Origin of the sequence: Streptomyces sp. NPDC052236 (assembly GCF_044548015.1) — a bacterium.
Lineage (GTDB): Bacteria > Actinomycetota > Actinomycetes > Streptomycetales > Streptomycetaceae > Streptomyces.
In genome coordinates, this window is record NZ_JBIUBL010000007.1 from 204,224 (window position 1) to 227,689 (window position 23,466).

General features: G+C 71.4%; 18 protein-coding genes. 4 read left to right on the top strand and 14 right to left on the bottom strand.

Annotated elements, in window-relative coordinates:
- Positions 1-51: 51 nt before the first annotated feature.
- The 6 genes from ACIHCQ_RS14740 to ACIHCQ_RS14765 form a co-directional block, all read right to left on the bottom strand.
- Complete coding sequence (locus ACIHCQ_RS14740; protein ID WP_399661823.1) at positions 52-480, bottom strand: hypothetical protein; 429 nt, start codon at positions 478-480, stop codon at positions 52-54.
- A gap of 47 nt (positions 481-527) precedes the next feature.
- Entirely contained in the window at positions 528-1,790 is a 1,263-nt protein-coding gene (locus ACIHCQ_RS14745; protein ID WP_399661825.1) for an SWIM zinc finger family protein, read from the bottom strand.
- On the bottom strand, positions 1,787-4,666 hold the full coding sequence (locus ACIHCQ_RS14750; RefSeq protein ID WP_399661827.1) for a DEAD/DEAH box helicase: 2,880 nt from the start codon (positions 4,664-4,666) through the stop codon (positions 1,787-1,789). Before ACIHCQ_RS14750 ends, ACIHCQ_RS14745 begins: the two co-directional genes overlap by 4 nt.
- Before the next feature lie 163 nt (positions 4,667-4,829).
- On the bottom strand, positions 4,830-5,747 hold the full coding sequence (locus tag ACIHCQ_RS14755; RefSeq protein ID WP_399662040.1) for a slipin family protein: 918 nt from the start codon (positions 5,745-5,747) through the stop codon (positions 4,830-4,832).
- A gap of 155 nt (positions 5,748-5,902) precedes the next feature.
- Positions 5,903-6,367 carry a DoxX family protein gene (locus ACIHCQ_RS14760; RefSeq protein ID WP_399661828.1) on the bottom strand — a complete coding sequence of 155 codons (465 nt, stop codon included), beginning with the start codon at positions 6,365-6,367 and terminating at the stop codon, positions 5,903-5,905.
- Positions 6,368-6,703: 336 nt separating this feature from the next.
- Positions 6,704-7,834: an ADP-ribosylglycohydrolase family protein gene (locus tag ACIHCQ_RS14765; RefSeq protein ID WP_399661830.1), complete on the bottom strand. Its 1,131-nt coding sequence runs from the start codon at positions 7,832-7,834 to the stop codon at positions 6,704-6,706.
- A gap of 33 nt (positions 7,835-7,867) precedes the next feature.
- On the opposite strand from ACIHCQ_RS14765, the gene ACIHCQ_RS14770 reads away from it, so the two are divergent.
- Positions 7,868-8,164 (top strand): DUF6343 family protein, encoded by a 297-nt coding sequence (locus ACIHCQ_RS14770; protein ID WP_399661832.1) that lies wholly within the window; start codon positions 7,868-7,870, stop codon positions 8,162-8,164.
- Positions 8,165-8,201: 37 nt separating this feature from the next.
- On the opposite strand, the gene ACIHCQ_RS14775 is transcribed toward ACIHCQ_RS14770, so the two are convergent.
- The 4 genes from ACIHCQ_RS14775 to rpsA form a co-directional block, all read right to left on the bottom strand.
- Positions 8,202-8,570 (bottom strand): tetratricopeptide repeat protein, encoded by a 369-nt coding sequence (locus tag ACIHCQ_RS14775; protein WP_399661834.1) that lies wholly within the window; start codon positions 8,568-8,570, stop codon positions 8,202-8,204.
- Between the two features lie 60 nt (positions 8,571-8,630).
- A complete protein-coding gene (coaE, locus tag ACIHCQ_RS14780; protein WP_399661836.1) occupies positions 8,631-9,257 on the bottom strand; it encodes a dephospho-CoA kinase in 627 nt (208 codons plus the stop codon).
- A gap of 121 nt (positions 9,258-9,378) precedes the next feature.
- Positions 9,379-10,320 carry a PAC2 family protein gene (locus tag ACIHCQ_RS14785; RefSeq protein ID WP_399661838.1) on the bottom strand — a complete coding sequence of 314 codons (942 nt, stop codon included), beginning with the start codon at positions 10,318-10,320 and terminating at the stop codon, positions 9,379-9,381.
- A gap of 221 nt (positions 10,321-10,541) precedes the next feature.
- Entirely contained in the window at positions 10,542-12,056 is a 1,515-nt protein-coding gene (gene rpsA / locus ACIHCQ_RS14790; protein ID WP_399661840.1) for a 30S ribosomal protein S1, read from the bottom strand.
- Between the two features lie 357 nt (positions 12,057-12,413).
- Here rpsA and ACIHCQ_RS14795 point away from each other — a divergent pair, with 357 nt between their 5' ends.
- Positions 12,414-13,238, top strand: coding sequence for a class I SAM-dependent methyltransferase (locus tag ACIHCQ_RS14795; RefSeq protein WP_399661842.1), 825 nt, complete (start codon positions 12,414-12,416; stop codon positions 13,236-13,238).
- Between the two features lie 84 nt (positions 13,239-13,322).
- Entirely contained in the window at positions 13,323-16,331 is a 3,009-nt protein-coding gene (locus tag ACIHCQ_RS14800; protein WP_399661844.1) for an ATP-dependent helicase C-terminal domain-containing protein, read from the top strand.
- 5 nt (positions 16,332-16,336) lie between these two features.
- Here ACIHCQ_RS14800 and ACIHCQ_RS14805 read toward each other — a convergent pair whose 3' ends face one another.
- The 3 genes from ACIHCQ_RS14805 to ACIHCQ_RS14815 form a co-directional block, all read right to left on the bottom strand.
- A complete protein-coding gene (locus ACIHCQ_RS14805) occupies positions 16,337-17,329 on the bottom strand; it encodes a DUF3068 domain-containing protein (protein WP_399661846.1) in 993 nt (330 codons plus the stop codon).
- 12 nt (positions 17,330-17,341) lie between these two features.
- On the bottom strand, positions 17,342-17,485 hold the full coding sequence (locus ACIHCQ_RS14810) for an SPW_0924 family protein (RefSeq protein ID WP_399661848.1): 144 nt from the start codon (positions 17,483-17,485) through the stop codon (positions 17,342-17,344).
- 169 nt (positions 17,486-17,654) lie between these two features.
- Positions 17,655-19,373, bottom strand: coding sequence for a lytic transglycosylase domain-containing protein (locus ACIHCQ_RS14815; protein ID WP_399661850.1), 1,719 nt, complete (start codon positions 19,371-19,373; stop codon positions 17,655-17,657).
- A 263-nt stretch (positions 19,374-19,636) separates the two neighbouring features.
- On the opposite strand from ACIHCQ_RS14815, the gene ACIHCQ_RS14820 reads away from it, so the two are divergent.
- Positions 19,637-20,545, top strand: coding sequence for a DUF4184 family protein (locus ACIHCQ_RS14820; protein ID WP_399661852.1), 909 nt, complete (start codon positions 19,637-19,639; stop codon positions 20,543-20,545).
- A gap of 66 nt (positions 20,546-20,611) precedes the next feature.
- Here ACIHCQ_RS14820 and polA read toward each other — a convergent pair whose 3' ends face one another.
- Positions 20,612-23,323 (bottom strand): DNA polymerase I, encoded by a 2,712-nt coding sequence (polA, locus tag ACIHCQ_RS14825; protein ID WP_399661854.1) that lies wholly within the window; start codon positions 23,321-23,323, stop codon positions 20,612-20,614.
- Between the last annotated feature and the right edge of the window lie 143 nt (positions 23,324-23,466).

Sequence of the window (23,466 nt, forward strand, 5' to 3'; positions counted from 1 at the left end):
TGACGGAGTCCGTCGGCGCGGCCTCCCGCCCCCAGGCGTCACGCTCCCGGCTCAGCTGTCCTGGCCGCCGAGGTGGATGGATCCGATCGTGCCTGTCTGGATGACCGGGCCGTGCTGGGTGCCGCCGCTGATGGTGTTGGTGACGTTGACTGTGCGGGACGCGGGGGGCGACGGGGTCAGTTCCTCCAGTAGCGCGCGCAGTTCCGCCGCCGCCTCGGGGTCCGCCTGGAGGGCGCGGCGCAGGCGGGAGCGCCATTCGGCCTGGAGGTCGTCGGTCGTGGTCTCGTCGCCGGACTGCTGGGCGGCAACGAGTTCGGCGCGGGCCGCGTCCAGGTCGGCGCCGATCGCTTCCGGGGGCGTTGAGCCGTGGGAGAGGATGCTTGCCAGTCGGTCTCTCGCCGCGGTCCAGGTGTCCGTGACCATCTGCTGGACGAGCGTGGTCGCTCCCGCCGCCGCCAGTGCTACCAACTCCGCTTCCACGAGGCCCCCTTCGGCTGGTTGCAGGTCGCGGGAAAAACCCTAGTCGGTCATCTGCCCAGCAGAGCCGTGAGCGCGCCCACCGGGTCGGCGTCCGGGGTGGAGCGGGGCCACCAGTCCTCGTGGTCCGCGTCGGATTCGTAGCCGTACCACAGGCCGTCGCGGCCGAAGCGGAGCTGGAGGGTGCGGGTGGACAGGCGGTTGCGCCAGGGGCGGAAGTGCGGGAAGTCGGCGGCGGTCAGGGCCGGGCGGGCGCGGTCGAAGGGGCCCGCGGGCGGGTCCCAGGGCTCTTCGAGGACCGCCAGGGCCCGCAGGCCGCCCTGGCGCCAGGCGGCCACCGCGCGGGCCAGGTCGGTGGTGCTGCGGCCGGTGGCGGCGGCCAGGTCGCGGTAGAGCGCGCGGGTGGACGCGGTCAGGCCCGAGCCGGGGTGGGCGGCGGCCAGGCGGACCGCGTCCTGCCATTCCGTCAGCCCGGCCGTGGGGTCCGCGCCGGTGGTCAGGAGGGTGTGGGCGCGGGTGGCCGCCTCGGTGGCCAGGAGGTCCAGGGCCAGCGGGTCCGGGGCGCCGGGCGCATGCGGGTAGGCCGGGGGGCGACCCGGGTGCGCGGGGGCCGGGAACGGCGGTGGGACAGGGGGGAGGCGGTCGCGGGCCAGGCACTCATCGGCGGCGACCGTGGGCAGGGGCGCGGCGCTGGACGCGGTGGTGCGCTCGGCGGCCGACCTGGTCGCGTTGCGGTGGGACAGCGAGGCGAGGATCTCGCGCTCGCCCATGCCCCGCATGAGGAACAGCACGAACGGGTCCTCGTCCAGGATCCTCGCCGTCTGGTAGCAGAGCGCGGCGGCGTGCTTGCAGGGGTAACCGTCGTCCGGGCAGGAGCAGTCGGGGATCAGATCGCCCGCCGCCGGCAACAGATCCGCCACCGTCGCGAGCGCGTGCGGCACATCCTTGTCGAGCAGCGCCGCGATGTGGTCGGGCCGGGCCGCCGCCGCGGCCAGGAAGTCGTCCCAGTCGTCGTCGCTGAGGGTACGGAGCCGGATTTCCGTGCGGTACGGGCGTGGTCTGCTGCCGTGGACGTACGCCACGACCCGGCCGGGTGTGACCGTGATCGCGTCGACATGGCCGCGGCTGGCGTACGCACGGCCCCGGGCGAGGCGGGCCGCGTCCAGGGCCGTGTCCTCCAGCGCCTCCACCCAGGCGTTGCCCCACCAGCTGGACGCGAAGTCCTCCCCTGCGAGCGGTTCCAGCGCGGGGAACGTACGGCGGCGGTCGTCGTGCCGCAAGTCGGCGTGCCGGGCGTGTGTGCGTGGGGTCATGACGGCCTCCGCAGCGAGACAAGGTCGGCGAGCTCGCGGTCGGTCAGCTCGGTCAGCGCCGCCTCGCCGGAGCCGAGCACCGCCTCCGCCAGCGCCCGCTTGGACGCGAGCATTTCGGCGATGCGGTCCTCCACCGTGCCCTCCGCGATCAGGCGGTGGACCTGCACCGGCTGAGTCTGGCCGATGCGGTACGCCCGGTCCGTCGCCTGCTCCTCGACCGCCGGGTTCCACCAGCGGTCGAAGTGGATGACATGACCCGCCCTGGTCAGGTTCAGACCGGTGCCCGCCGCCTTGAGGGAGAGGATGAAGACGGGGTGCTCGCCGGACTGGAAGCGGTCCACCATCCGCTCGCGCTCCGCCACGGGTGTGCCACCGTGCAGCAGCTGCGACGGGATCGCCCGCGCCGTGAGGTACGCGGAGAGGATGCGGGCCATCGAGACGTACTGGGTGAAGATCAGCACCGCGCCGTCCTCGGACAGGATCGTCTCCACCAGCTCGTCGAGCAGGGCCAGTTTCCCGGAGCGGCCCGCCAGCCGCGCCGCGTCGTCCTCCTTCAGGTACTGCGCGGGGTGGTTGCAGATCTGCTTGAGCGCGGTCAGCAGCTTCATCACCAGGCCACGGCGCGCGATGCCCTCCGCGTCCTCGATCGCCGCCAGCGTCTCCCGTACGACCGCCTCGTAGAGGGACGCCTGCTCGCGGGTGAGCGCCACGGGGTGGTCGGACTCCGTCTTCGGCGGCAGCTCGGGCACGATGCCCGGGTCGGATTTCTTCCGCCGCAGGAGAAAGGGGCGGACCAGCCGGGACAGCCGCTCGACCGCTTGCTCGTCCTCCCCGTTCTCCACCAGGCGCGCGTGGCGGGAGCGGAATGCCTTCAGCGGGCCGAGCAGCCCGGGGGTCGTCCAGTCCAGCAGGGCCCACAGCTCGGAGAGGTTGTTCTCGACGGGTGTGCCGGTCAGGGCGACGCGGGCGGGCGTCGGGATCGTACGCAGTGCCTTGGCCGTCGCCGAGAACGGGTTCTTCACGTGCTGCGCCTCGTCGGCGACGACCATCCCCCAGCTGTGCGCGGCCAGCCGCTCCGCGCTCGTACGCATCGTGCCGTACGTGGTCAGGACGAAGCCGCCGTCCGACTCGGGCAGGGTGCGGTCGGTGCCGTGGAAGCGGCGCACGGGCACACCGGGCGCGAAGCGGGTGATCTCCCGCTGCCAGTTGCCGAGGAGGGACGCCGGGCAGACGACGAGGGTCGGGGCGCTGCGCGCGCGGTGGAGGTGGAGGGCGATCAGCGTGACCGTCTTGCCGAGGCCCATGTCGTCCGCGAGGCAGCCGCCGAGCCCGAGCGAGGTCATCAGGTCCAGCCAGGCCAGGCCCCGCAGCTGATAGTCGCGGAGGGTGGCGGCGAGGCCCGCGGGGGGCGCGAAGGCGGGCCCGGCGGGGGTGTCGGCCGCGTTGAGCCGGTCGCGCAGGGCCGCCAGCGCGCCCGTCGGCACTGCCTCCACCGTCTCGCCGTCGACCTCGGCCGTGCCGGTCAGCGCCACGGCCAGTGCGTCGACCGGCTGCAGCAGCCCCAGCTCTCGCTTGCGCGCCTTCCGTACGAGATCGGGGTCGACCACGACCCACTGGTCCCGCAGTCGCACGATCGGGCGGTGCGACTCAGCGAGCGCGTCCATCTCCCGCTCGGTCAGCGGATCGCCGTCGAGCGCCAGCTGCCAGTTGAACTTGAGCAGTTCCTCGCTGTCGAAGAACGGTGTGCCGTCGGTCGCCGAGCCCGGGGCGGGCCGTACGACCGCGCCGGCCGAGAGCGTACGCGCCAGCTCCTTCGGCCAGTGCACGGCCACCCCGGCCGCGGCCAGGCGGGCCGCCCCCGGCCCCAGCAGCTCGTACAGCTCGTCCTCGGTGAGCGGCAGTACGTCCGGTACGTCGCGCTCCAGCAGCCGGGCGAGCGGCTGCCAGACCCGGGCCGCGCGGCGCAGCGCCAGCACCGCGTCGACGCGGGCGCGCGGCCCGAAGTGCTCGTCGCCGTCGCCCGCCCAGAGCCGGGCCGCGTCGATGACGAGCGTCGGATCGGCGAGGCTGTGCACCTGGACGAGGGCCGCGGCGGCATTGCGCTCCGCGCCGAACTGTTCTGTGCCGGTGTCCTCTGCGCTGTCGTCGGCTGCACTGTCGTCGGCTGCGGTGTTCGCGGTGTTCGCGGTGTCGGCGGTGTCGAAGAGCTCGAACGCGGACAGGTCGAGGCGCAGCGAGACCCGCACCCCCGCGTCCATGCCCGCCGCCGCCTCCGCCGCCCACTCCCGCGCCCGGGGCAGATGCTGGGGTGCGCGGGCCGCGAACGGCGCCCCCGCGGCGTACGCGGCGGCCGGTGTACGCGGGAGGGTGTCGGCCACCGCGTCGAAGAACGCCCGCACGAGCGCCTCGGGGTCCAGCAGCCGAAGCGCCTCCCCGGCGCGGGCCGGAACGGGGACGGCATGCGCCTCGTACGGCATGGCGGCGGCGATCGCCCGCAGCTGCGCGATGTCGTCGGCGTCCAGCGGACCCGCCCGCCAGGCGTCGTGGTCGGTCGCGGTCAGGCCGGGCAGCAGCCTGCCGCGCGCCACCAGATGCACGGCATGCAGCGCCGCGGCGCCCCAGCAGACCGCGGCGGGGTGCGCGGCCGGGTGGTGACGGGCACGGGTCAGCAGCGGCACGGCCTCGGCGACCGGCAGCTCCACGGCGGGGACCGTGCGGCTACGGACGTCCGCGCCATGGCGTCCTACGACGGTGAGCTCGCCCGTCGCGCCGGCGAGCCGGTCGCCGTCCGGATCCCAGAAGGCGACCCGCCCCTCGCGCGGCAGCGGCGCGGGCACGAAGACCGCGGCGCACGTGTGCAGCCTGTCCCAGGTCACGGGTCACCTCCTCTCAAGTACCTGCTCTCAAGTACCTGGTCTACGACCTTACGGGTGGGGTCTGACAATCGGCTCCGGCTTCGGTGGCGGATGCCGACGAAGGCCGCCACCCCCGAGCGGGTGTGGCGGCCTCGGACCCGTATGCGTATGCGTACTGACGTGGTTACGCGGCGGGAGGCACCGCGGGCAGCTCCGGCTCTTCGGACCGCTCCGATGGCTCCGACAGCTCCGGCGGCTCCGACAGCTCCGACAGCTCTGCCGGTTGTGGCGACGCCTCGACCGGCTTCGACTTCGACTTCGCCGACGACTCGGCGGCGGGCTGCGGGGCAGCCCTTTCCAGGAAGCGCAGCAGTTCGACCGGGAACGGCAGCACCAGCGTGGAGTTCTTCTCGGCGGCGACGGCGACCACCGTCTGCAGCAGCCGCAGTTGAAGCGCCGCGGGCTGCTCCGACATCACCCCGGCCGCCTCGGCCAGCTTCTTCGACGCCTGCAGCTCCGCGTCGGCGTTGATGACCCTCGCCCGCCGCTCACGGTCCGCCTCCGCCTGCCGCGCCATCGAGCGCTTCATCGTCTCGGGCAGCGACACATCCTTGATCTCCACCCGGTCGATCTGCACACCCCACCCGATCGCCGGGCTGTCGATCATCAACTCCAGCCCTTGGTTCAGCTTTTCGCGGTTGGACAGCAGATCGTCCAGATCGCTCTTGCCGATGATCGAACGCAGCGATGTCTGCGCCATCTGCGACACCGCGAAGCGGTAGTCCTCCACCCGCACCAAGGCATCGGCCGCGTCGACGACCTTGAAATAGATCACCGCGTCCACGCGCACGGTCACGTTGTCCCGGGTGATCCCGTCCTGTGCAGGGACCGGCATCGTCACGATCTGCATATTTATCTTGTGCAAGCGGTCAATGATCGGAACGATCAGCGTGAACCCCGGGCCGCGCACCGACCCGCGCAGCCGGCCGAGCCGGAAGACCACGCCCCGCTCGTACTGTTTGATCACCCGGGCGGCCGCCATCGCGTACACAGCACAACCGGACGCCGCCGCCGCGATCGCTGTCACCAGCTCCTCGACCATCGGGCACCCCCTGCCATCCGAGCCGATGCTCATTACCTCATTACCACCGTATGTCCGCTATACCTGCCCGTATACCCCTGGGCGGCGCCCCGTCCCTGGACCGCCGGAAGGCCGCACCCCGGGTGCGGGTGCGGCCTGGCCGGTGGGCGGACCTTCTAGAGGCGCTTGCGTACGAGGGCCACGAGCTCGGCCGTGTGATTGCGCCGCACCCAGGCGATCCCGCCGAAGATGACGAAGAAAATGACGGGCGTGATCGCGTACTCACCGTCGAACACGGTCACCTGCGTGATGAAGGCGCCGATCATCAGACCCATGAAGGCGAGCGCCGAGAGACCGGAGAGGATCGGGATCACCAGCGCGATCGCACCGACCAGCTCCAGGCCGCCGACCAGGTACATGTACCAGTCGCCGTAACCGATCTTGTCGAAGCCCTCCGCGGCCGAGGAGTGGCCGATGAGCTTCGGCGCGGCACTCGCGACGCCCAGGAACACCGCGAGCAGGATCTGGAGCGTGTACACCGCGAGGTGCGAGCGGCGGCTCAGCTTCGTTCCGGCGGTGGAGTTCTTGGTGGCGGTCGCAGTGGCAGTCGCGGTGGCGGGGGCGGGGATCGTCGCGGACATTCTGGTCTCCTCCGGTGAGCGTTCCGTAGTTCTCGGTGCTTTCAGAGAGGTAGACCGGGCGGACCTCCGGGACTCATCGCGTCCAGGGAGCCCGGTTCAAAAAATTCGACTCAGAGTGCGTTCGGCTCAGAGTGCGAACCAGCCGTAGCCGCCGTACCAGTGGCGCCCCGCCCGCAGACTGTCGCCCGGCGTCATCGGTACACCGCGATGTACCGGCCCACGGACGACACGTCATCTTGTGGACGCGGCAGTTCGCCTCCCCCGCCGATCCTGCCCATGTCCCCGGCCAAGTCGTCCGCTTCCGGCAGCTCCGCCCACACACTCGTCTCCTCAGGGTCAGTTGTGCGGATAGCGGTCCCGCGGATGCACCGGGTCCAGGGAGAGATCCTCGGCCAGCTCGGCGATCACGCCCCGTCCCTCCGTCACCACCAGCCAGGATGACGGCAGTTGTACGTCTCCGTGGCGCGCGCCGAGCAGATTGCCGCACATCGCACCCGTGGAATCGCTGTCGCCGGAGTGGTTGACGGAGAGCAGCAGCGCTTCGGCCACGTCCTTCGTACGGGCCAGGGCGCAGTAGACGGCGATGGCGAGGGCCTCCTCCGCGATCCAGCCCGCGCCCAGCGATTCGGCCTTCTCGGCGGTCGGCAGCCCGCCCGCCGCGGCCAGGTCCACCGCCGCGCGGAGCGCCCTCGTGGTCTCCTCGTGGCCGCGGTAGCCGCGCAGCAGTTCCATGGCGCGCAGCACGGCGCCCTCGACGGAGTCGCCCTCCAGCAGGTGCGCGATGATCGCGGCGAACGCCCCGGCCGCGTAGTACCCGGTCGGATGCCCATGGGTGATCTGCGCGCAGTGCGCGGCCAGCTCGAACGCCTGCCGCGGCGCCACCCCGACCAGCCCGAAGGGCGCCGACCGCATCACCGTGCCGCACCCCTTGGAACCGGTGTTCACCGGGCCCGGGTCCCCCAGCTCGCGCCTCGTGTCGGGGACGTACCGCGCCGCGAGGCCGGTGAGACAGGCGTTGCCGGGCGACCGCCGCGCGTACAGCCAGGGCTGCTGCCTTAGCCACCCTGTCCTGATGAAGTCGTCCTTCGCCCGTGCGGGCGGCGCCGGGTAGTTCTGGGTGTCCAGCCAGCGCACATAGGCGTTGTGTACGCAGGCGGTCTCCGCGCCGCCGATGCCTTTGCCTGCGGCCCTGGCGTGCGCGCGGATCAGCCCTTCGGCCGTGAACAGGGTCATCTGCGTGTCGTCGGTGATCCGCCCGGTCACCCCCTCTGCGTCCGGTACGGGCCCGGTCACGCCCTGTTCGCCGTACGTCCTGCGGATCGCGTCCAGGGAGAGGAACTCCACCGGGTTCCCCAGGGCATCCCCGATCGCCCCGCCCAGCAGGCAACCGCGGATTCTGGCCCGGCGGACCGCAGTGCTCTCCCATGACTCGTTGTCCACTGCTCGGCTCCTCGGCGTCGGGTACATCCTGGAGGGGGGAGGAGAGGAGTTGCGATCGCCATGCGCACTGGTAGCGAACCGACAACCGCCCGCAGTCCCCTGCGCCTGCGTTTCTGGCTGAGTGTATGGGGCGTGATCTGGACGGCATCGGGCACGACGGCGTTCGCGCTCGCCGGGCGTCCCGGGTGGGCAGTCGCGTGCGGGGTGCTGTTGCTGATCGTCATGGTGGATATGGCCATGGTTCTGCGCCATATCCACCAGGGACCGCACTTCCAGCCGGGACGCGACGTCCCGCCGTACGAGCCGGATCACGGGGGACGCGGGGAACACGGGAGCGCCGACGGACAACGGCCCTGACCCGGCGCCCCAACCCGGCGCTGGAACCGGTAGTGCGTCAGGCCTCCGCGTCGAAGCGCGCGGCCTTCAGATACTCCGGCTTCGGGTCCAGCGCCGCCGCCAGCCGGAAGTGACGCTTGGCCTGTTCGGGACGGCCCGCCCGCTCGTAGGTGCGGGCGAGCGCGAAGTGCGCGAAGGCGTTGTCCGGCTCGCGCTCCAGGACCAGCTCGAATTCGAGCTCGGCCGGGCGCAGTTGGGCCGCGGCGAAGAAGGCGCGAGCCCTCAGGAGCCGTGCCGCCGTGTTCTCGGGGTGGGCTGCGATCACTGAGTCGAGCAGCTTTACGGCACCTTGCGGATCCCTCGCGGCGAGCAGCTGCTCAGCCGCGCGGTAGTCGATGACGTGCGTCTCGGGATTGCTGTTGGGCACGATCGCATCCTTCCCCTCACTCCACAATTCGAACACCGGGTTCCGCAACGGTATTCCGAATCACACGCCCGCGTCCGGGCGACGGGCAGTACGGGCGGCGCGCCGGGTCAGTTCCGTCCAGACCTCGCGTACCCGCGGTTCCAGGTCCTCCAGCGGCCCGTCATTGTCGATGACGAGATCGGCGATGGCCAGCCGCTGCTCGCGCGTGGCCTGGGCGGCCATCCGCGACCGCGCCTCGGACTCCGGCATTCCGCGCTGCCGTACGAGCCGGTCGAGCTGGGTCTTCGGCGACGCGTCCACCACGACCACCACGTCGTACAGCGCTGCCAGGTTGTTCTCGGTGAGCAGCGGTACGTCGTGGACGACGACCGCGTCCGCCTCCGCGGCGCGCTCCAGCTGCCGTGAGCGCGCGCCGACCAGTGGGTGGACGATCGCGTTGAGCCGCGCCAGGCGGTCGGCGTCGGAGAAGACGATCGAGCCGAGCTTCGGCCGGTCCAGGGTGCCGTCCGCGGTCAGGATCTCGGGGCCGAAGGCGTCGACGACGGCCGCGAGCCCCGGCGTTCCGGGCTCGACGACCTCGCGGGCGATCTTGTCGGCGTCGATCAGCACTGCTCCGTACGAGACGAGCAGGCGGGAGACTTCGCTCTTGCCGGCGCCGATTCCGCCGGTCAGGCCTACGGACAGCAAGGCCGTGCCTCCACTCGCTTCCTCGCGTCGCAGGGCAGAGGGCGGCGCGGCTCTCCGGAGCCTAACCGATCAGCAGCCCGACCGATCAGTCCGGGACGCCCCCCAAGCCCCCGAGGTTGTCTCAGCCCCCGTCGCCCTCCCGCTCCGCGAGGAAGCGCTCGAATTCGCGGCCGATCTCATCCGCGGAGGGCAGGTCCACCGGCTCGGCGACCAGACTGCCCCGGGTCTCGGCACCCGCCACCGCGTCGTACTGGTGCTCAAGCCCCCGCACGAGCGCCACCAGATCCTCGTCGCCCTCGCCGATCTGCCGCTCGATCTCGGTCTGCGTACGGTGCGCCTCGGTCCGCAGCGAGTGCGCGATGCCCGGCAGGACCAGGCCGGTCGCGGCGGTGATCGCCTCCAGGGCGGTCAGCGCGGCATCCGGGTAGGAGGAGCGGGCGACGTAGTGCGGCACATGCGCGGCGACACCCAGGACGTCGTGGCCGGACTCCATCAGGCGGTACTCGACCAGCGACTCGGCGCTGCCCGGTACCTGCGCCTCGTCGAAGGGGCTGCGGTGGCCCGGCATGAGGTCCGTGCGGTTGCCGTGCGGGGTGAGGCCGACGGGGCGGGTGTGCGGGACGCCCATCGGGATGCCGTGGAAGTTGACCGCGAGCCGCACGCCGAGCCGCTCGACGATCTGGCGCACCGCGGCGGCGAAGCGTTCCCACTCGACGTCCGGCTCGGGGCCCGAAAGCAGCAGGAACGGCGCGCCCGTGGCGTCCTGGACGAGCCGGACGTCGAGCGTCGGGGTCTCGTAGGCGCTCCAGCGGTCGCGCCGGAAGGTCAGCAGCGGGCGGCGGGCGCGGTAGTCCACCAGGCGGTCGTGGTCGAAGCGTGCCACCACCTGGTGGGGAAGCGTCTCCAGCAGGTGATCGACGATCTGCTCGCCCGCCTCTCCCGCGTCGATGTAGCCCTCGAAGTGGTACAGCATGACAAGTCCGGCCGACTCCTGCGCAAGCGCCATGTCGACGACCGCGAGGCCCTTCGGCTCCCATTCGTACAAACCCTGCGGATCAAGCACGATTACCGCTCCTCCTCGTGTTCGTAGGAGAGAACGCACGGTGACGTGCGGGCATTCCCACCGTACGGTGCGTACGGCGATGAACCCCTGGAAGAGGATGCCCAGTTCGGGTCCGTTCGGGTGTTCGTAGTTGGTAATAGCGGTAAGGCCCGCTCCCCATGGGGAACGGGCCTTACCTTCAGCCAACTGTCAGCTGTCGCCGACCGGAGCAGTGCAGAGCGTCAGCTCTGGCCGCCGGCCAGCTTCTCGCGCAGGGCAGCCAGGGCCTCGTCCGACGCCAGGGCGCCGGTGTCCTCGGACTCCGAGGAGTACGAACCACCCGAGACACCGCTGGCACCGGCACCGGCGCCACCGCCCGCGGCCGGGGCGGCAGGGCCCTCGGCAGCAGCGGCCTCGTCGGCCTCGCGGGACTTGATGACCTGGGCCTGGTGCTGCTCGAAGCGGGTCTGCGCCTCGGCGTACTGGGTCTCCCACGCCTCGCGCTGGGTCTCGAAGCCCGGCAGCCAGTCGTTGGTCTCCGGGTCGAAGCCCTCGGGGTAGATGTAGTTCCCCTGGTCGTCGTACGACGCGGCCATGCCGTACAGCGTCGGGTCGAACTCGACCGAGGCCGGGTCGGCGCCGAAGGCCTCGTTGGCCTGCTTCAGCGAGAGGCTGATGCGGCGGCGCTCAAGGTCGATGTCGATGACCTTGACGAAGATCTCGTCGTTGACCTGGACGACCTGCTCCGGGATCTCCACGTGGCGCTCGGCCAGCTCGGAGATGTGGACCAGGCCCTCGATGCCCTCGTCGACGCGCACGAACGCACCGAAGGGAACGAGCTTGGTGACCTTACCCGGGACGACCTGACCGATCTGGTGCGTCCGGGCGAACTGCTGCCACGGGTCTTCCTGCGTCGCCTTCAGCGACAGGGAGACACGCTCGCGGTCCATGTCGACGTCGAGAACCTCGACGGTGACTTCCTGGCCGACCTCGACAACCTCGGACGGGTGGTCGATGTGCTTCCAGGAGAGCTCCGAGACGTGCACGAGACCGTCGACGCCACCCAGGTCCACGAAGGCACCGAAGTTGACGATCGAGGAGACGACGCCGGAACGGACCTGACCCTTCTGCAGGGTCGTGAGGAACGTCTGGCGGACCTCGGACTGGGTCTGCTCAAGCCAGGCACGGCGGGACAGGACCACGTTGTTGCGGTTCTTGTCCAGCTCGATGATCTTGGCCTCGAGCTCCTTGCCCACGTAGGGCTGGAGGTCGCGGACACGGCGCATCTCGACGAGGGACGCCGGCAGGAAGCCACGGAGGCCGATGTCGAGGATGAGACCACCCTTGACCACCTCGATGACGGTGCCGGTGACGATGCCGTCCTCTTCCTTGATCTTCTCGATGGTGCCCCAGGCACGCTCGTACTGAGCGCGCTTCTTCGAGAGGATCAGGCGGCCTTCCTTGTCCTCCTTCTGGAGAACAAGGGCTTCGATCTCGTCGCCGACCTTGACGACCTCGTTCGGGTCGACGTCGTGCTTGATCGAGAGCTCGCGGCTCGGGATGACGCCTTCGGTCTTGTAACCGATGTCGAGCAGGACCTCGTCCCGGTCAACCTTCACGATTACGCCGTCGACGATGTCACCGTCGTTGAAGTACTTGATCGTCTCGTCGATCGCGGCAAGGAATGCTTCCGCGTCCCCGATGTCGTTGACCGCTACCTGCGGCGTGGTGGCGGTGGTCTCGGTGCTGCTCGTCATGTGGGTAAGGGCTCCGGTACGGACAGTAAGTCGTAGGTACTGCTACGCCGAGAGCCCGTATCGCAGCTGCAGAAGCCGGACAGCCTGAGAAGCGCCCAAAAAGGGGCGCCTCGTGAACCGAGGGGACATACATACAGAAGCGAGCGCGGCCTGCTCGGTCTGAGGCGCGCAGGCCCACAGCGCAACTTGTAGCATACGGGGGCAGCCGGACAGGGTCAATCGCGAAGGCGCACAGCCGGGGCAGAACGCCCCATTTCCGGCATTACGGCTGGCGTAACCCATGTTTCTTCTGTTGTTGTTCACTGAGGTCACGCCCATGTTGGCCCCTGTTGAACGACGGCTTCGGAACGACCAACGATGACGACGGTGATGATGTTCCAGGATTTCGAGCCCGAGCCGCAAGCCACCCGTCGTAACGCGGACGATTCGGAGAGCAGCCGCGCCAGCCGCGGCTGGTGGAACCGGAACGCCGATGAGTACCAGACCGAGCACGGCGCTTTCCTGGGGGACGACCGTTTCGTCTGGGGACCGGAAGGGCTCGACGAGACAGAAGCGGGGCTGCTGGGGCCCGCCGGGTCGCTGAAGGGGCTCGACGTCCTGGAGATCGGAGCGGGCGCGGCGCAGTGCTCGCGCTGGCTGGCCGCGCAGGGCGCGCGGCCGGTGGCGCTCGACCTCTCCCACCGGCAGCTTCAGCACGCGCTGAGGATCGGGGGCGAGGTCCCTCTGGTGGAGGCGGACGCGGGGGCGCTGCCCTTCCGGGACGGCTCGTTCGACCTCGCGTGCTCGGCGTACGGGGCGGTTCCGTTCGTGGCCGACCCGGTGAAGGTGTTCCGGGAGGTACGGCGCGTGCTGCGGCCCGGCGGGCGTTGGATCTTCTCCGTGACGCACCCGATCCGGTGGGCGTTCCCCGATGAGCCGGGGCCGGAGGGGCTCTCGGTGGCCGCCTCGTACTTCGACCGCACTCCGTACGTCGAACAGGACGATGAGGGCGGCACGCTCTACGTCGAGCACCACAGGACGCTCGGGGACCGGGTGCGCGACGTGGTGGCGGGCGGATTCCGGCTGGTGGACCTGGTGGAGCCGGAGTGGCCTGCCTGGAACAGCCAGGAGTGGGGCGGGTGGTCTCCGCTGCGGGGTCATCTGATCCCGGGTACGGCGATTTTCGTCTGCGAGCGCGACTGAGGGCCGTCCGTTCACTGCCGTCTGTCTTCTGCCGTCTGTCTTCTGCCGTCCGTTCTGCTGTCCTTCTCTTGCGAGACTGGGGCGGTGATCCGCGACGACGCCCTTGAGGGCCTTCCCGTACGTACCGCCGTGCCCGCGCTCACGCGTGCGCTCGACACGCACGGGGCCGCGGTGCTGTGCGCGCCGCCCGGCACCGGCAAGACCACGCTCGTGCCGCTGGTGCTCTCGGGGCTGGTGGGCGGCGGCCCGGTGCGGCGGGTCGTGGTCGCCGAGCCGCGGCGGATCGCGGCGCGGGCGGCGGCCAGGCGGATGGCGTGGCTGCTCGGCGAGCAGGTCGGGGGGAAGGTCGGCTTCACCGTGCGCGGAGAGCGGGTGGTGGGGCGCGGGACGGTGGTGGAGGTCGTGACCACCGGAGTCCTGTTGCAGCGGCTGCAGCGTGACCAGGAGCTGGCCGGGGTCGATGTGGTGATCCTCGACGAGTGCCACGAACGGCATCTGGACGCGGACACGGTAGCCGCGTTCCTACTGGATGTACGGGCCGCGCTGCGGCCGGAACTGCGGCTGGTGGCGGCCTCGGCGACGACCGACGCGGAGGGCTGGGCGCGGCTGCTCGACGACGCGCCGGTGGTGGAGGCGGCGGGGGTCTCGCACCCGGTGGAGGTGGTGTGGGCCGCTCCGGCGAAGCCCGTACGGCCGCCGCACGGGATGCGGGTCGACCCGGCGCTGCTGACGCATGTCGCCTCGGTGGTGCGACGGGCGCTGGCCGAGCGCGCGGGCGATGTGCTCTGTTTCCTGCCGGGGGTCGGTGAGATCGGCCGGGTGGCGGGTCAGCTGGGGGCGGTGGGCGCGGAGGTCCTGCAGGTTCATGGGCGCGCGCCCGCCGCAGTGCAGGACGCCGTGCTCGCGGGCTCCTCCTCGGGCGTACGGAGGGTGGTGCTGGCCACCTCGGTCGCCGAGTCGAGCCTGACGGTGCCGGGCGTCCGGGTGGTGGTGGACGCGGGGCTGGCGCGCGAGCCGCGCACCGATCATGCGCGCGGCCTGAGCGCGCTGACGACCGTACGGGTCTCGCAGGCGGGGGCACGGCAGCGGGCCGGACGGGCGGGGCGCGAGGCGCCCGGCACGGTGTACCGCTGCTGGACGGAGGCGGAGGACGGGCGGCTGGCACGGTTCGCGTCCCCCGAGATCAAGGTCGCCGACCTGGCGGCGTTCGCCTTGCAGGCGGCGTGCTGGGGCGACCCGACGGCGGCCGGCCTGGCGCTCCTCGACCCGCCCCCGGCGGGCGCGCTGGCCGCGGCGCGCTCGGTGCTGACGGCGATCGGCGCGGTGGACGCGACGGGCCGGGCGACGGACCGGGGCGTACGGATGGCCCGGCTCGGCCTGCACCCCCGGCTCGCGCGGGCACTGCTCGACGGCGCGCAGGAGGTGGGCGCGCGCCGGGCGGCGGAGGTGGTGGCGCTGCTCAGCGAGGAGCCGCCGCGGGAGTACGGGGACGACTTGGCGGCGGCGTGGCGCACGGCCCGCCGCGGCGGCGACGCGTACGCGTCGCGCTGGCGCCAGGAGACCCGCCGCCTGACCGCGGCGGCGGAGGACGGCATGCCGCCGGCTGCGCGCTCGATGCGGGGGGCGGAACCCGTAAGCGGTCATACGGGTGCCGGAGCCCCCGCCAGGGATGCGCGGCAGGCGCCCGGCCGTGGTGGGCGCACGGGCCCGCCCGGGGGCCTTGCCGCCGGGACGCCCGCGCCTCAGGACCGGGGCCGGGGCCGGGACCGGGGCCGGGGCCGGGGCCGGGACACGCAGGGGACGGCACCGGAACCCGTAGCCGGTTCTACGGGTTCCGGTGCCCCCGCCGGGGATGCGCGGCAGGCGCCCGGCCGTGGTGGGCGTACGGGCCCGCCCGGCGTCAGCGAGCCGGGGCCCCCGCGGACAGCCGACCACCGCCGCGCCTCGGGCCCGCCCGGGAGTGTGGCCGCCGGGACAGCCACGCCGCAGGACCGGGACACGCGTACGGGCCCGTCCGTGGGAAGCGTTCCCGCCGGGGGTGTCGCAGCCCTCGGCGACCGCTCGGGCTCCTCCGGCACGCGGCCGGCCCAGCCCGCCCAGCACGCCGTCGGCGTCCACGGCGACGACGCCGTCGCCGGGCTTGTCGTCGCGCTGGCGTTTCCCGAGCGGGTGGCGCGGGGGCGTGGTGACGGGGCGTTTCTGATGGTTTCCGGGACCGGGGGTGAGGTCGGGGCCGGGTCCGGGTTGCGCAATGCGGGCTGGCTGGCCGTCGCCGTTGCGGATCGGACCGCACAGGCCGCCTCCGCGCGGGTGCGGCTCGCCGCCGTCGTCGATGAGGAGGCCGCGCGGGCCGCCGCCGCGCATCTGCGGGTCGCCCGCGAGGAGGTCCACTGGGAGAACGGTGACGTCGTCGCCCGGAAGGTGGAGCGGCTGGGAGCCGTCGAGCTCTCCGTACGCCCGCTGAAGAACCCGGCCCCCTCCCTCGTACGCGAAGCCCTGCTCGAAGGGTTGCGGCGCGAGGGTCTCGGGCTGTTGCGCTGGACGCGTGAGACCGAGGGGCTGCGGCAGCGGCTCGCCTTTCTGCACCGGCGGCACGGCGCGCCCTGGCCCGATGTGTCGGATGCGGCGCTGCTCGACCGTACGGAGGAGTGGCTGGAGCCCGAGCTGTCCAGGGCCCGGCGGCGGGCCGATCTCGGGCGCGTCCAGGCGGGGCAGGCGTTGCAGCGGCTGCTGCCCTGGGCAACGGGCGACGCGCGCCGTCTCGATGAGCTGGCGCCGGAGCGGATCGAGGTGCCGAGCGGGTCGCGGATCCGGGTGGAGTACGGCGCGGAGCAGCCCGTCCTCGCGGTGAAGCTGCAGGAGCTGTTCGGCCTGCGCGAGACGCCCACCGTCTCGGGGGTGCCGGTGCTGGTGCACCTGCTCTCCCCCGCCGGGCGGCCCGCCGCCGTCACCGCCGACCTGGCGTCCTTCTGGAAGGACGGATACCGGGCCGTACGGGCGGAGCTGCGCGGTCGCTACCCCAAGCATCCGTGGCCGGAGGATCCGTCGACCGCCGAGCCGACCCGGTACACCAGCGCACGGCTCAAGCGCTGACAGGCTCAAACGCTGGCGGGTTCGGGCTCGCGCTGCGGCGCGGGCGGGGTCCGCGGCCGGCGGCTGCGGGCCTCCAGGACCAGCGCGAGCGCCAGCAGGCCGCCGCCCAGCACCAGGAAGCCCCAGGGCAGGTACGAGGTCATCAGCAGCACCGCCAGCCGGTTCGACTTGACCAGTGCGACCGTCGAATCCACGTAGTCCGGGCGCATCTTCACATGCCCGGCGAACGCCGTGACCTTGTCCCGGCCGCCCAGCAGCGTGCCGCCGCGCAGCTCCTCCTTGTGGATCTCCTCGCCGTTGACCGGCGCGCCGGTGACCGGGTCGACCCAGAACATCCGCTTGGTGGTGTACCAGCGCGTAGTGCCGGTCTGTTCCTCCAGCTTCGCCGCGTCGATACCGGGGATGGGCATCTTCTTCGGATACGGCACCTTGGTCCACGGGATGGTCTGCTCGAAGTAGTAGACGTCGAGCCCGCGGAACGTCTGCGTCCCCTTGTAGTGGATGGGCGCGGACGTACGCGTTTGGGCGTCGAAGTACTCGTAGTCCCGCTTCTCGGTGAGGAACGGCCACTTGAACTCGATGCCCTCACGCCGTACCGCGTCGCCGTCGACCGATTCGCCGGTGGCGTGCACGGGCGCCTGGCTGTGGGCGTCGAAGATGTAGCGCTCGGGTATCCGGGAGACCATCTTGCCGTCGGGACCCTGGATATAGGAGAGCGAGTCCCAGACGACGACGTCGCGGCCGGCGCTGCGCTCGATCTTCTCGGACTCCTCCACATTGCCCTTGAGGGTCTGCACGATGGTGACCTTCTCGACCTCCTTCGCCGTGAGGGAGCCGTAGTCGAGGAGAATCGCGGGCTTCGCCTCCAGCACGGTCTCCTGGTACTGCTGGGGCGGGATCTTCACCACGCGGGGGAAGGCGTACCAGCGCAGCAGCGGCGAGAGCGCGGTGAAGAAGACGGCGAAGGCGAGGAGTACGAGGCTCGCTCGGCGGCGCATGGCGCGGCTCTCCTACTTCTTGGGGGTGGGGACGGTGGTCAGCAGTGGCTCGGGCGAGGTCTCGCCGGAAAGCAGCGCGCCGCCCAGCCAGGTGATGGCGAGTACGAAGGCGAAGGCGGCCGCCAGCCCGATGGCCGCGGCGACAAGGGCGCGCATGCGGGGCCTCCCGAAGAGCTCGTAGACCTGATGGAGCGTCAGGGCTGAGGCACCGTAGCAATGGAGCCGTGAGATGAGAACAGGTCGGACCGACCGGACCACGAAACGCCGCACCGCCCCCTCTTGGTGCGGCTGAGGGGGCGGTGCGGGCTGTCAGGGTCGGGCGGGGTCAGGCTGCCGGTGCGGCGACCTGGAGCTCGATGGTCACGGTCGCGCCGCCGGTCGTGGTGAGGCGGAGCAGGAACGTACCCGTCGCGTCGTCCGCGTAGATCTTCGGGAGGATCAGGACTCCGGCGGCGTCGGTCTTCAGCTCGGTGAGCGTGCGGACCGTGTTGCCCTCGGCGTCCTTGAAGTACGGACCCTTGTCGTTCACCGCGGAATCGCCCGCGGCAGTGATCATGGTGGCGGTCACCGCCACGCCCGAGGCGACGGCGCCGTTGTACGTGGCCTTGACCTCGACGGCGTCCGCGAACTCCGCGCCGGGGGCGGCGGTCAGCGCCTTCTCGTTGGTCCTCGCGATCGCGTCAGCGGCGCGCGCCGTGACGGTCGCGAAGAAGCTGATGGTGGGCAGCTGACGGCCCATCACCATGGCCCGCACTGTGAAGTCGCCGGTCTTCTCGCCGGCCCGGAGGGCCGGCGCTGTGGCCGTCCCGTCGGCGGCGGTGGCGAGGGCGATGCTCGTCAGCCCGCCGGCGAAGCGGGCGTCCGTGGTGCCGACGATGTCGAACCGTACGGACTGCCCCGCGACGCTCCCACCCATGGAGTTCCTCACGCGCACCTTGACGGGCGCGGCGAACTCGTGGCCGGCCATGGCGAACAGCCGGCCGGTGCTCGCGTGCTCGATACGACTGGCGGGCAGCGGGGTGATGGGCGGCCTCGTCGTCGGCGGAGGCTTGGGGGTGGGAGTGGGCCTGGGCGTAGGCGTAGGGGTAGGAGTGGGAGTGGGGGTAGGAGTGGGCGTCGGCTTCGGCTTCGCGGGGCTCGGCGTCGGGCTGGGGGTGCTGGGCGCTGTCGAGCCCGTGGGCGAGGTGGGCGTCGTGGGCGACTGCGTGTAACCCGAGTCGGGGCCGTCGCCGGCCGGGACCACGCCGGAGCCGTCGGGGACCTCGTGCGTGCCGCGCTTGTAGTACTCGAACCAGGACCGGACCGTACGCAGGTACTCCCGCGAGTGGTTGTAGCCGAGGATCGCCCGGTCGAGGTCCTCCGAGACCGACAGGTCGCGGTTGTTGGCGCAGAGGTAACGCCCGGCGGCGAGCGCCGCGTCGTAGATGTTGTTGGGGTCCCTGCGGCCATCGCTGTTGGCGTCCTGGCCCCACGTTTCCCAGGTGGCGGGGATGAACTGCATCGGGCCGACCGCGCGGTCGTGCGTCGAGTCGCCGTCGTACGCGCCGTTGTCGGTGTCCGAGATGTTCGCGAAACCGACGCCGTTGAGCACCGGGCCGAGGATCGGCGAGAACGTGGTGCCTGCGGCGTCGACCTTGCCGCCGCGCGCCTGGCCGGACTCCACCTTGCCGATCGCGGCGAGCAGCTGCCAGGGGACTTTGCAGCCGGGGTCGGAGGCCGCGATGGTCTGCTCGGCCTGCTTGTACGCGGCGAGGACGGTGGCCGGTATGCCCGCTTCGGCCGTTCCTGTCCCTGTCGCGGGCAGGTCGATCGACGCGCCCGGTTTGTCGGGTGTGTTCAGCGGCGGGAGGTCCGTGTAGTACGGCGAGTTGCCGGTGACCGGGGCGCCAGGTGGAGGGGTCACATCGGCCGTCCCCTGACTGTCGCCAGTGGTGACGTGCGTGACGCCGGGTGCCTGTGAGGCCGAGAGTGCGGCTACGACTGCTGCGGCAACCGCGGTCGTCGTCGCTCCCTTGCGCAGTCGGCGGCCGAATTGCGCTGCCATACGTCTGTTCCCTCCCCGTCGGGCGGCTGTTCGCGCTCCCCGGCGGCGCGTGGCCGCAGGGACTCACGTGACCCTACGGCAACCGGGGGCCAGAGGTCACCGATACCTGACCGCTTTTCACCAGTTCGCCATCTTCCTGTCGCTCAGGTTCCGGACGCTCAACCTCACGCATACTGAACGACATTGATCAAAAACGATCAGCTAAGTAACAAGTCACAGAGTTGCCGGGGTACAGGGGCACAGGGGCACAGGGAGACGCGGCCATGCCGTTCACATTGAGTCATGCCGCGGCGGTACTGCCGGGCATCCGCAGGAACGGCACCGCGCGCGGTCCGCTCGTCGCGTCAGCGCTCGTCGCGGGGTCCTTCGCCCCCGACATGACGTACTTCGCGGACACCGCGATCCCGGGCGCGATGGAGTTCGGCGGCGTGACTCACTCGGCGGCCGGCATCCTCACCGTGGACGGGCTGATCAGCGCGGCGCTGGCCGCGCTGTGGCTGCTGCTGCGCGAGCCACTGCTGGTCCTGGTGCCGTACGCGTGGCGCGGCAGTGCGTACGCCTTCGTACGGGGAGCGGACTGGCGTGGACATGGACGCGGGCGTGAACGTGGGCGTGGGCTACTGGCGCTCGCCGCCCTGTTCTATGTCTCGGCGGTCCTCGGATCGACCACGCACGTGGTGTGGGACAGCTTCACGCATCCGGATCGCTGGGGCATGACGAACTTCCCGCTGCTCGGCGAGACGTTCGCGGGCTTCCCGCTGTATCAGTACCTCCAGTACGGCGGCTCGGCGCTCGCCCTGGTGGCCCTCGGCTGGTTCATCGCGTCCGCGCTGCGCGGGCAGCCCCGCTCGGAGCCGCCCGTACACCTGCCGGTACTGCGCCGCCGGGAGCGATGGTGGGCCGGGGCGCTGCTGGCGGGGTGCGTGGCGGCCGGGGTCGCGCACCGGTGTCTGCGCTTCTACGCGAACGGCGGGGAGGCCCGCACGCCCCTCGACATCATTCCGACGGCGTGCTTCGGGGCGGGCGCGGGGCTCGCGCTGGGACTGGTGCTGTACGCGGTGGGGGTGCGGCTGCTGCACCGCTCCCGCGCGCACTCCGCTCCGGTTCCGGCGGGGGAAGCGCCCGTTCCGGCCGGGCAGGCGTCGACGTGGTCCGGCAGGGAATCGCGCTGATCCCCCGCCGGAACTTCCTGCCGGAACTTGCCTGCCGGAACTTCCCCGCCGGAACCGGAACCCGGCTCAGTGCGCCGCGGACTCCCAGTCCGTGCCCACACCCACCGAGACATCCAGGGGCGCGCGCAGCGAGACGGCCCCCGCCATCTCCCGGCGGACCAGCTCCTCCACCTGCTCGCGCTCGCCCGGGACGAGCTCCAGCACGATTTCGTCGTGGACCTGGAGCAGCAGCCGGGAGGAGAGCTTCGCTTCGCGCAGCGCCCGGTCCACGTTCACCATGGCCACCTTGACGATGTCCGCCGCGGTGCCCTGGATGGGGGCGTTGAGCGCCATCCGCTCGGCCGCCTCACGGCGCTGGCGGTTGTCGCTGTTGAGGTCGGGGAGGTAGCGGCGGCGGCCGAGCATCGTCTCGGTGTAGCCGGTGGCCCGCGCCTCCACGACGGCGCGCTGGAGATAGTCGCGCACGCCGCCGAACCGCTCGAAGTAGGTCTCCATCAGGCCGCGCGCCTCGGCGGGGTCAATGTTCAGCTGCTGGGAGAGGCCGAACGCCGAGAGACCGTAGGCCAGTCCGTACGACATGGCCTTGATCTTGCGGCGCATCTCCGCGTCGACCGCGGACTTGTCCACGCTGAACACCTGCGAGGCGACGGTGGTGTGCAGGTCCTCTCCGGAGGCGAACGCCTCCAGCAGGCCCGCGTCCTCCGACAGATGCGCCATCACGCGCAGTTCGATCTGGCTGTAGTCGGCGGTCATCAGCGACTCGAAGCCCTCGCCGACGACGAAGCCGCGGCGGATGGCCCGGCCCTCGTCCGTACGCACCGGCACATTCTGGAGGTTCGGGTCGGTGGAGGAGAGCCGGCCGGTCGCCGCCACGATCTGGCTGAAACTGGTGTGGACGCGGCTGTCCGCCGCGATGGACTTGATCAGGCCCTCGACCGTGACCCGCAGCTTCGCCTGCTCGCGGTGGCGCAACATGATCACCGGCAGCTCGTGCTCGGTCTGCTTCGCCAGCCAGGCCAGCGCGTCCGCGTCCGTGGTGTAACCGGTCTTGGTCTTCTTGGTCTTGGGGAGGTTCAGCTCGCCGAAGAGGACTTCCTGGAGCTGCTTGGGCGAGCCGAGGTTGAACTCGTGGCCGACGGCGTCGTGCGCCTCCTTCACGGCCTGCTGCACCGCGCCCGCGAACTGCAGTTCCAGCGCTTCCAGATGGTCACGGTCGGCGGCGATGCCCACGCGCTCCATGCGGGCGAGCAGCTCGGAGGTGGGCAGCTCGATGTCGTGCAGCAGGTCGACGGCGCCGACCTCGCGCAGCCGGTCGGTGAAGGCGTCCCCGAGGTCGAGGATCGCGCGGGCCTGCGCCATCAGGGCATCGGCCTCGGCCTGTTCGTCCGAGCCGAAGGCGAGCTGGCCGTCGGCAGGGGCGGCCGGGGCGAGCTCACGGCCCAGGTACTCGATGGCGAGCGCGTCCAGGGCGAAGGAGCGGCGGCCCGGCTTGACCAGATACGCGGCGAGCGCGGTGTCCATGGTGACGCCGACGACGCTCCAGCCGTGCTCGGGGAAGACCCGCATCGCGCCCTTGGCGCCGTGCAGTATCTTCGGCCGGTCCGGGTCCGCGATCCAGGCGGCGAACGCCCGCTCGTCGTCCTCGTCCAGCTGGGTGGTGTCGAACCAGGCGGCCGCGCCGTCGGCGCCGGCGAGCGCGACCTCGGTGACGCTGCCAGTGCCCAGTGCCCAGGTGTCGACGGTGGCCACGCCGAGCGGCTGCGCGGCGTGCCGCTCCAGCCAGGGGGCTACCTCGCCGGTGGCGAGCACCGCGCCGTCCAGCTCGACGCCGGCGGCGGGGGCCGGAGCCTCCTCCTCCACCGCGCCCGGGTCGACGGCGAGGAGGCGCTCACGCAGGCTCGGGTTGCGGATCTCCAGGACGTCCAGCACGCCCTTCACGGCCGCCCGGTCGTACGCGGCGCGCTCCAGCTCGGCCGGGGCCTTGGGCAGCTTCACATCGCGCACCAGCTCGGTGAGGTGCCGGTTGAGCTTGACCGCTTCCAGATGGTCGCGCAGCGCCTGCCCCACCTTGCCCTTGACCTCTTCGACGCGCTCGACCAGGTCCGCGAACGAACCGAACTGGTTGATCCACTTCGCGGCGGTCTTCTCGCCGACGCCCGGGATGCCCGGGAGATTGTCGGAGGGGTCGCCGCGCAGGGCGGCGAAGTCCGGGTACTGCTGAGGGCTCAGGCCGTACTTCTCCTGGACCTTCTCCGGGGTGAAGCGGGTCAGCTCGGAGACGCCCTTGGTCGGGTAGAGCACCGTGATGTGCTCGCTGACCAACTGGAAGGAGTCGCGGTCGCCGGTGACGATCAGCACCTCGAAGCCCGCATCCTCGGCCTGTGTGGCGAGGGTGGCGATCACGTCGTCCGCCTCGAAGCCCTCGATGGCGAAGCGGTCGGCGTTCATCGCGTCGAGCAGCTCGCCGATCAGCTCGACCTGCCCCTTGAACTCGTCGGGGGTCTTGGAGCGGTTCGCCTTGTACTCGGGGAAGTCCTCGGCACGCCAGGTCTTGCGGGACACGTCGAACGCCACCGCGAAGTGGGTGGGCGACTCGTCGCGCAGGGTGTTCGCCAGCATCGACGCGAAGCCGTAGATGGCGTTCGTCGGCTGACCGGTCGCGGTCGTGAAATTCTCCACGGGCAGCGCGAAGAATGCCCGGTACGCCAGGGAGTGCCCGTCCATGAGGAGCAGGCGCGGTCGGTTGTCTGCGGTCTTCTTCGATGCTGTCTCAGCCACATCCACGATCCTGCCACGGACCACTGACAATCCTGACCGGCTCCCGGCCGGGTGGGGTCTGACGCGGACAGCTGTCAGTGGCGCGTGGCACGATCGGGGATATACGACAGAGATGTACGACACACACGACCGCATACGCAGGC

Excerpts from the sequence above, each read along its gene's own strand:
- ACIHCQ_RS14820 (WP_399661852.1), top strand. The coding sequence starts at position 19,637 with ATGCCGTTCACATTGAGTCATGCCGCGGCGGTACTGCCGGGCATCCGC.
- rpsA (WP_399661840.1), bottom strand. The coding sequence starts at position 12,056 with ATGACGAGCAGCACCGAGACCACCGCCACCACGCCGCAGGTAGCGGTC.
- ACIHCQ_RS14755 (WP_399662040.1), bottom strand. The coding sequence starts at position 5,747 with ATGGTCGAGGAGCTGGTGACAGCGATCGCGGCGGCGGCGTCCGGTTGT.
- ACIHCQ_RS14770 (WP_399661832.1), top strand. The coding sequence starts at position 7,868 with ATGCGCACTGGTAGCGAACCGACAACCGCCCGCAGTCCCCTGCGCCTG.
- ACIHCQ_RS14765 (WP_399661830.1), bottom strand. The coding sequence starts at position 7,834 with ATGTACCCGACGCCGAGGAGCCGAGCAGTGGACAACGAGTCATGGGAG.
- ACIHCQ_RS14815 (WP_399661850.1), bottom strand. The coding sequence starts at position 19,373 with ATGGCAGCGCAATTCGGCCGCCGACTGCGCAAGGGAGCGACGACGACC.
- ACIHCQ_RS14810 (WP_399661848.1), bottom strand. The coding sequence starts at position 17,485 with ATGCGCGCCCTTGTCGCCGCGGCCATCGGGCTGGCGGCCGCCTTCGCC.
- ACIHCQ_RS14745 (WP_399661825.1), bottom strand. The coding sequence starts at position 1,790 with ATGACCCCACGCACACACGCCCGGCACGCCGACTTGCGGCACGACGAC.
- ACIHCQ_RS14805 (WP_399661846.1), bottom strand. The coding sequence starts at position 17,329 with ATGCGCCGCCGAGCGAGCCTCGTACTCCTCGCCTTCGCCGTCTTCTTC.
- ACIHCQ_RS14795 (WP_399661842.1), top strand. The coding sequence starts at position 12,414 with ATGACGACGGTGATGATGTTCCAGGATTTCGAGCCCGAGCCGCAAGCC.
- ACIHCQ_RS14760 (WP_399661828.1), bottom strand. The coding sequence starts at position 6,367 with ATGTCCGCGACGATCCCCGCCCCCGCCACCGCGACTGCCACTGCGACC.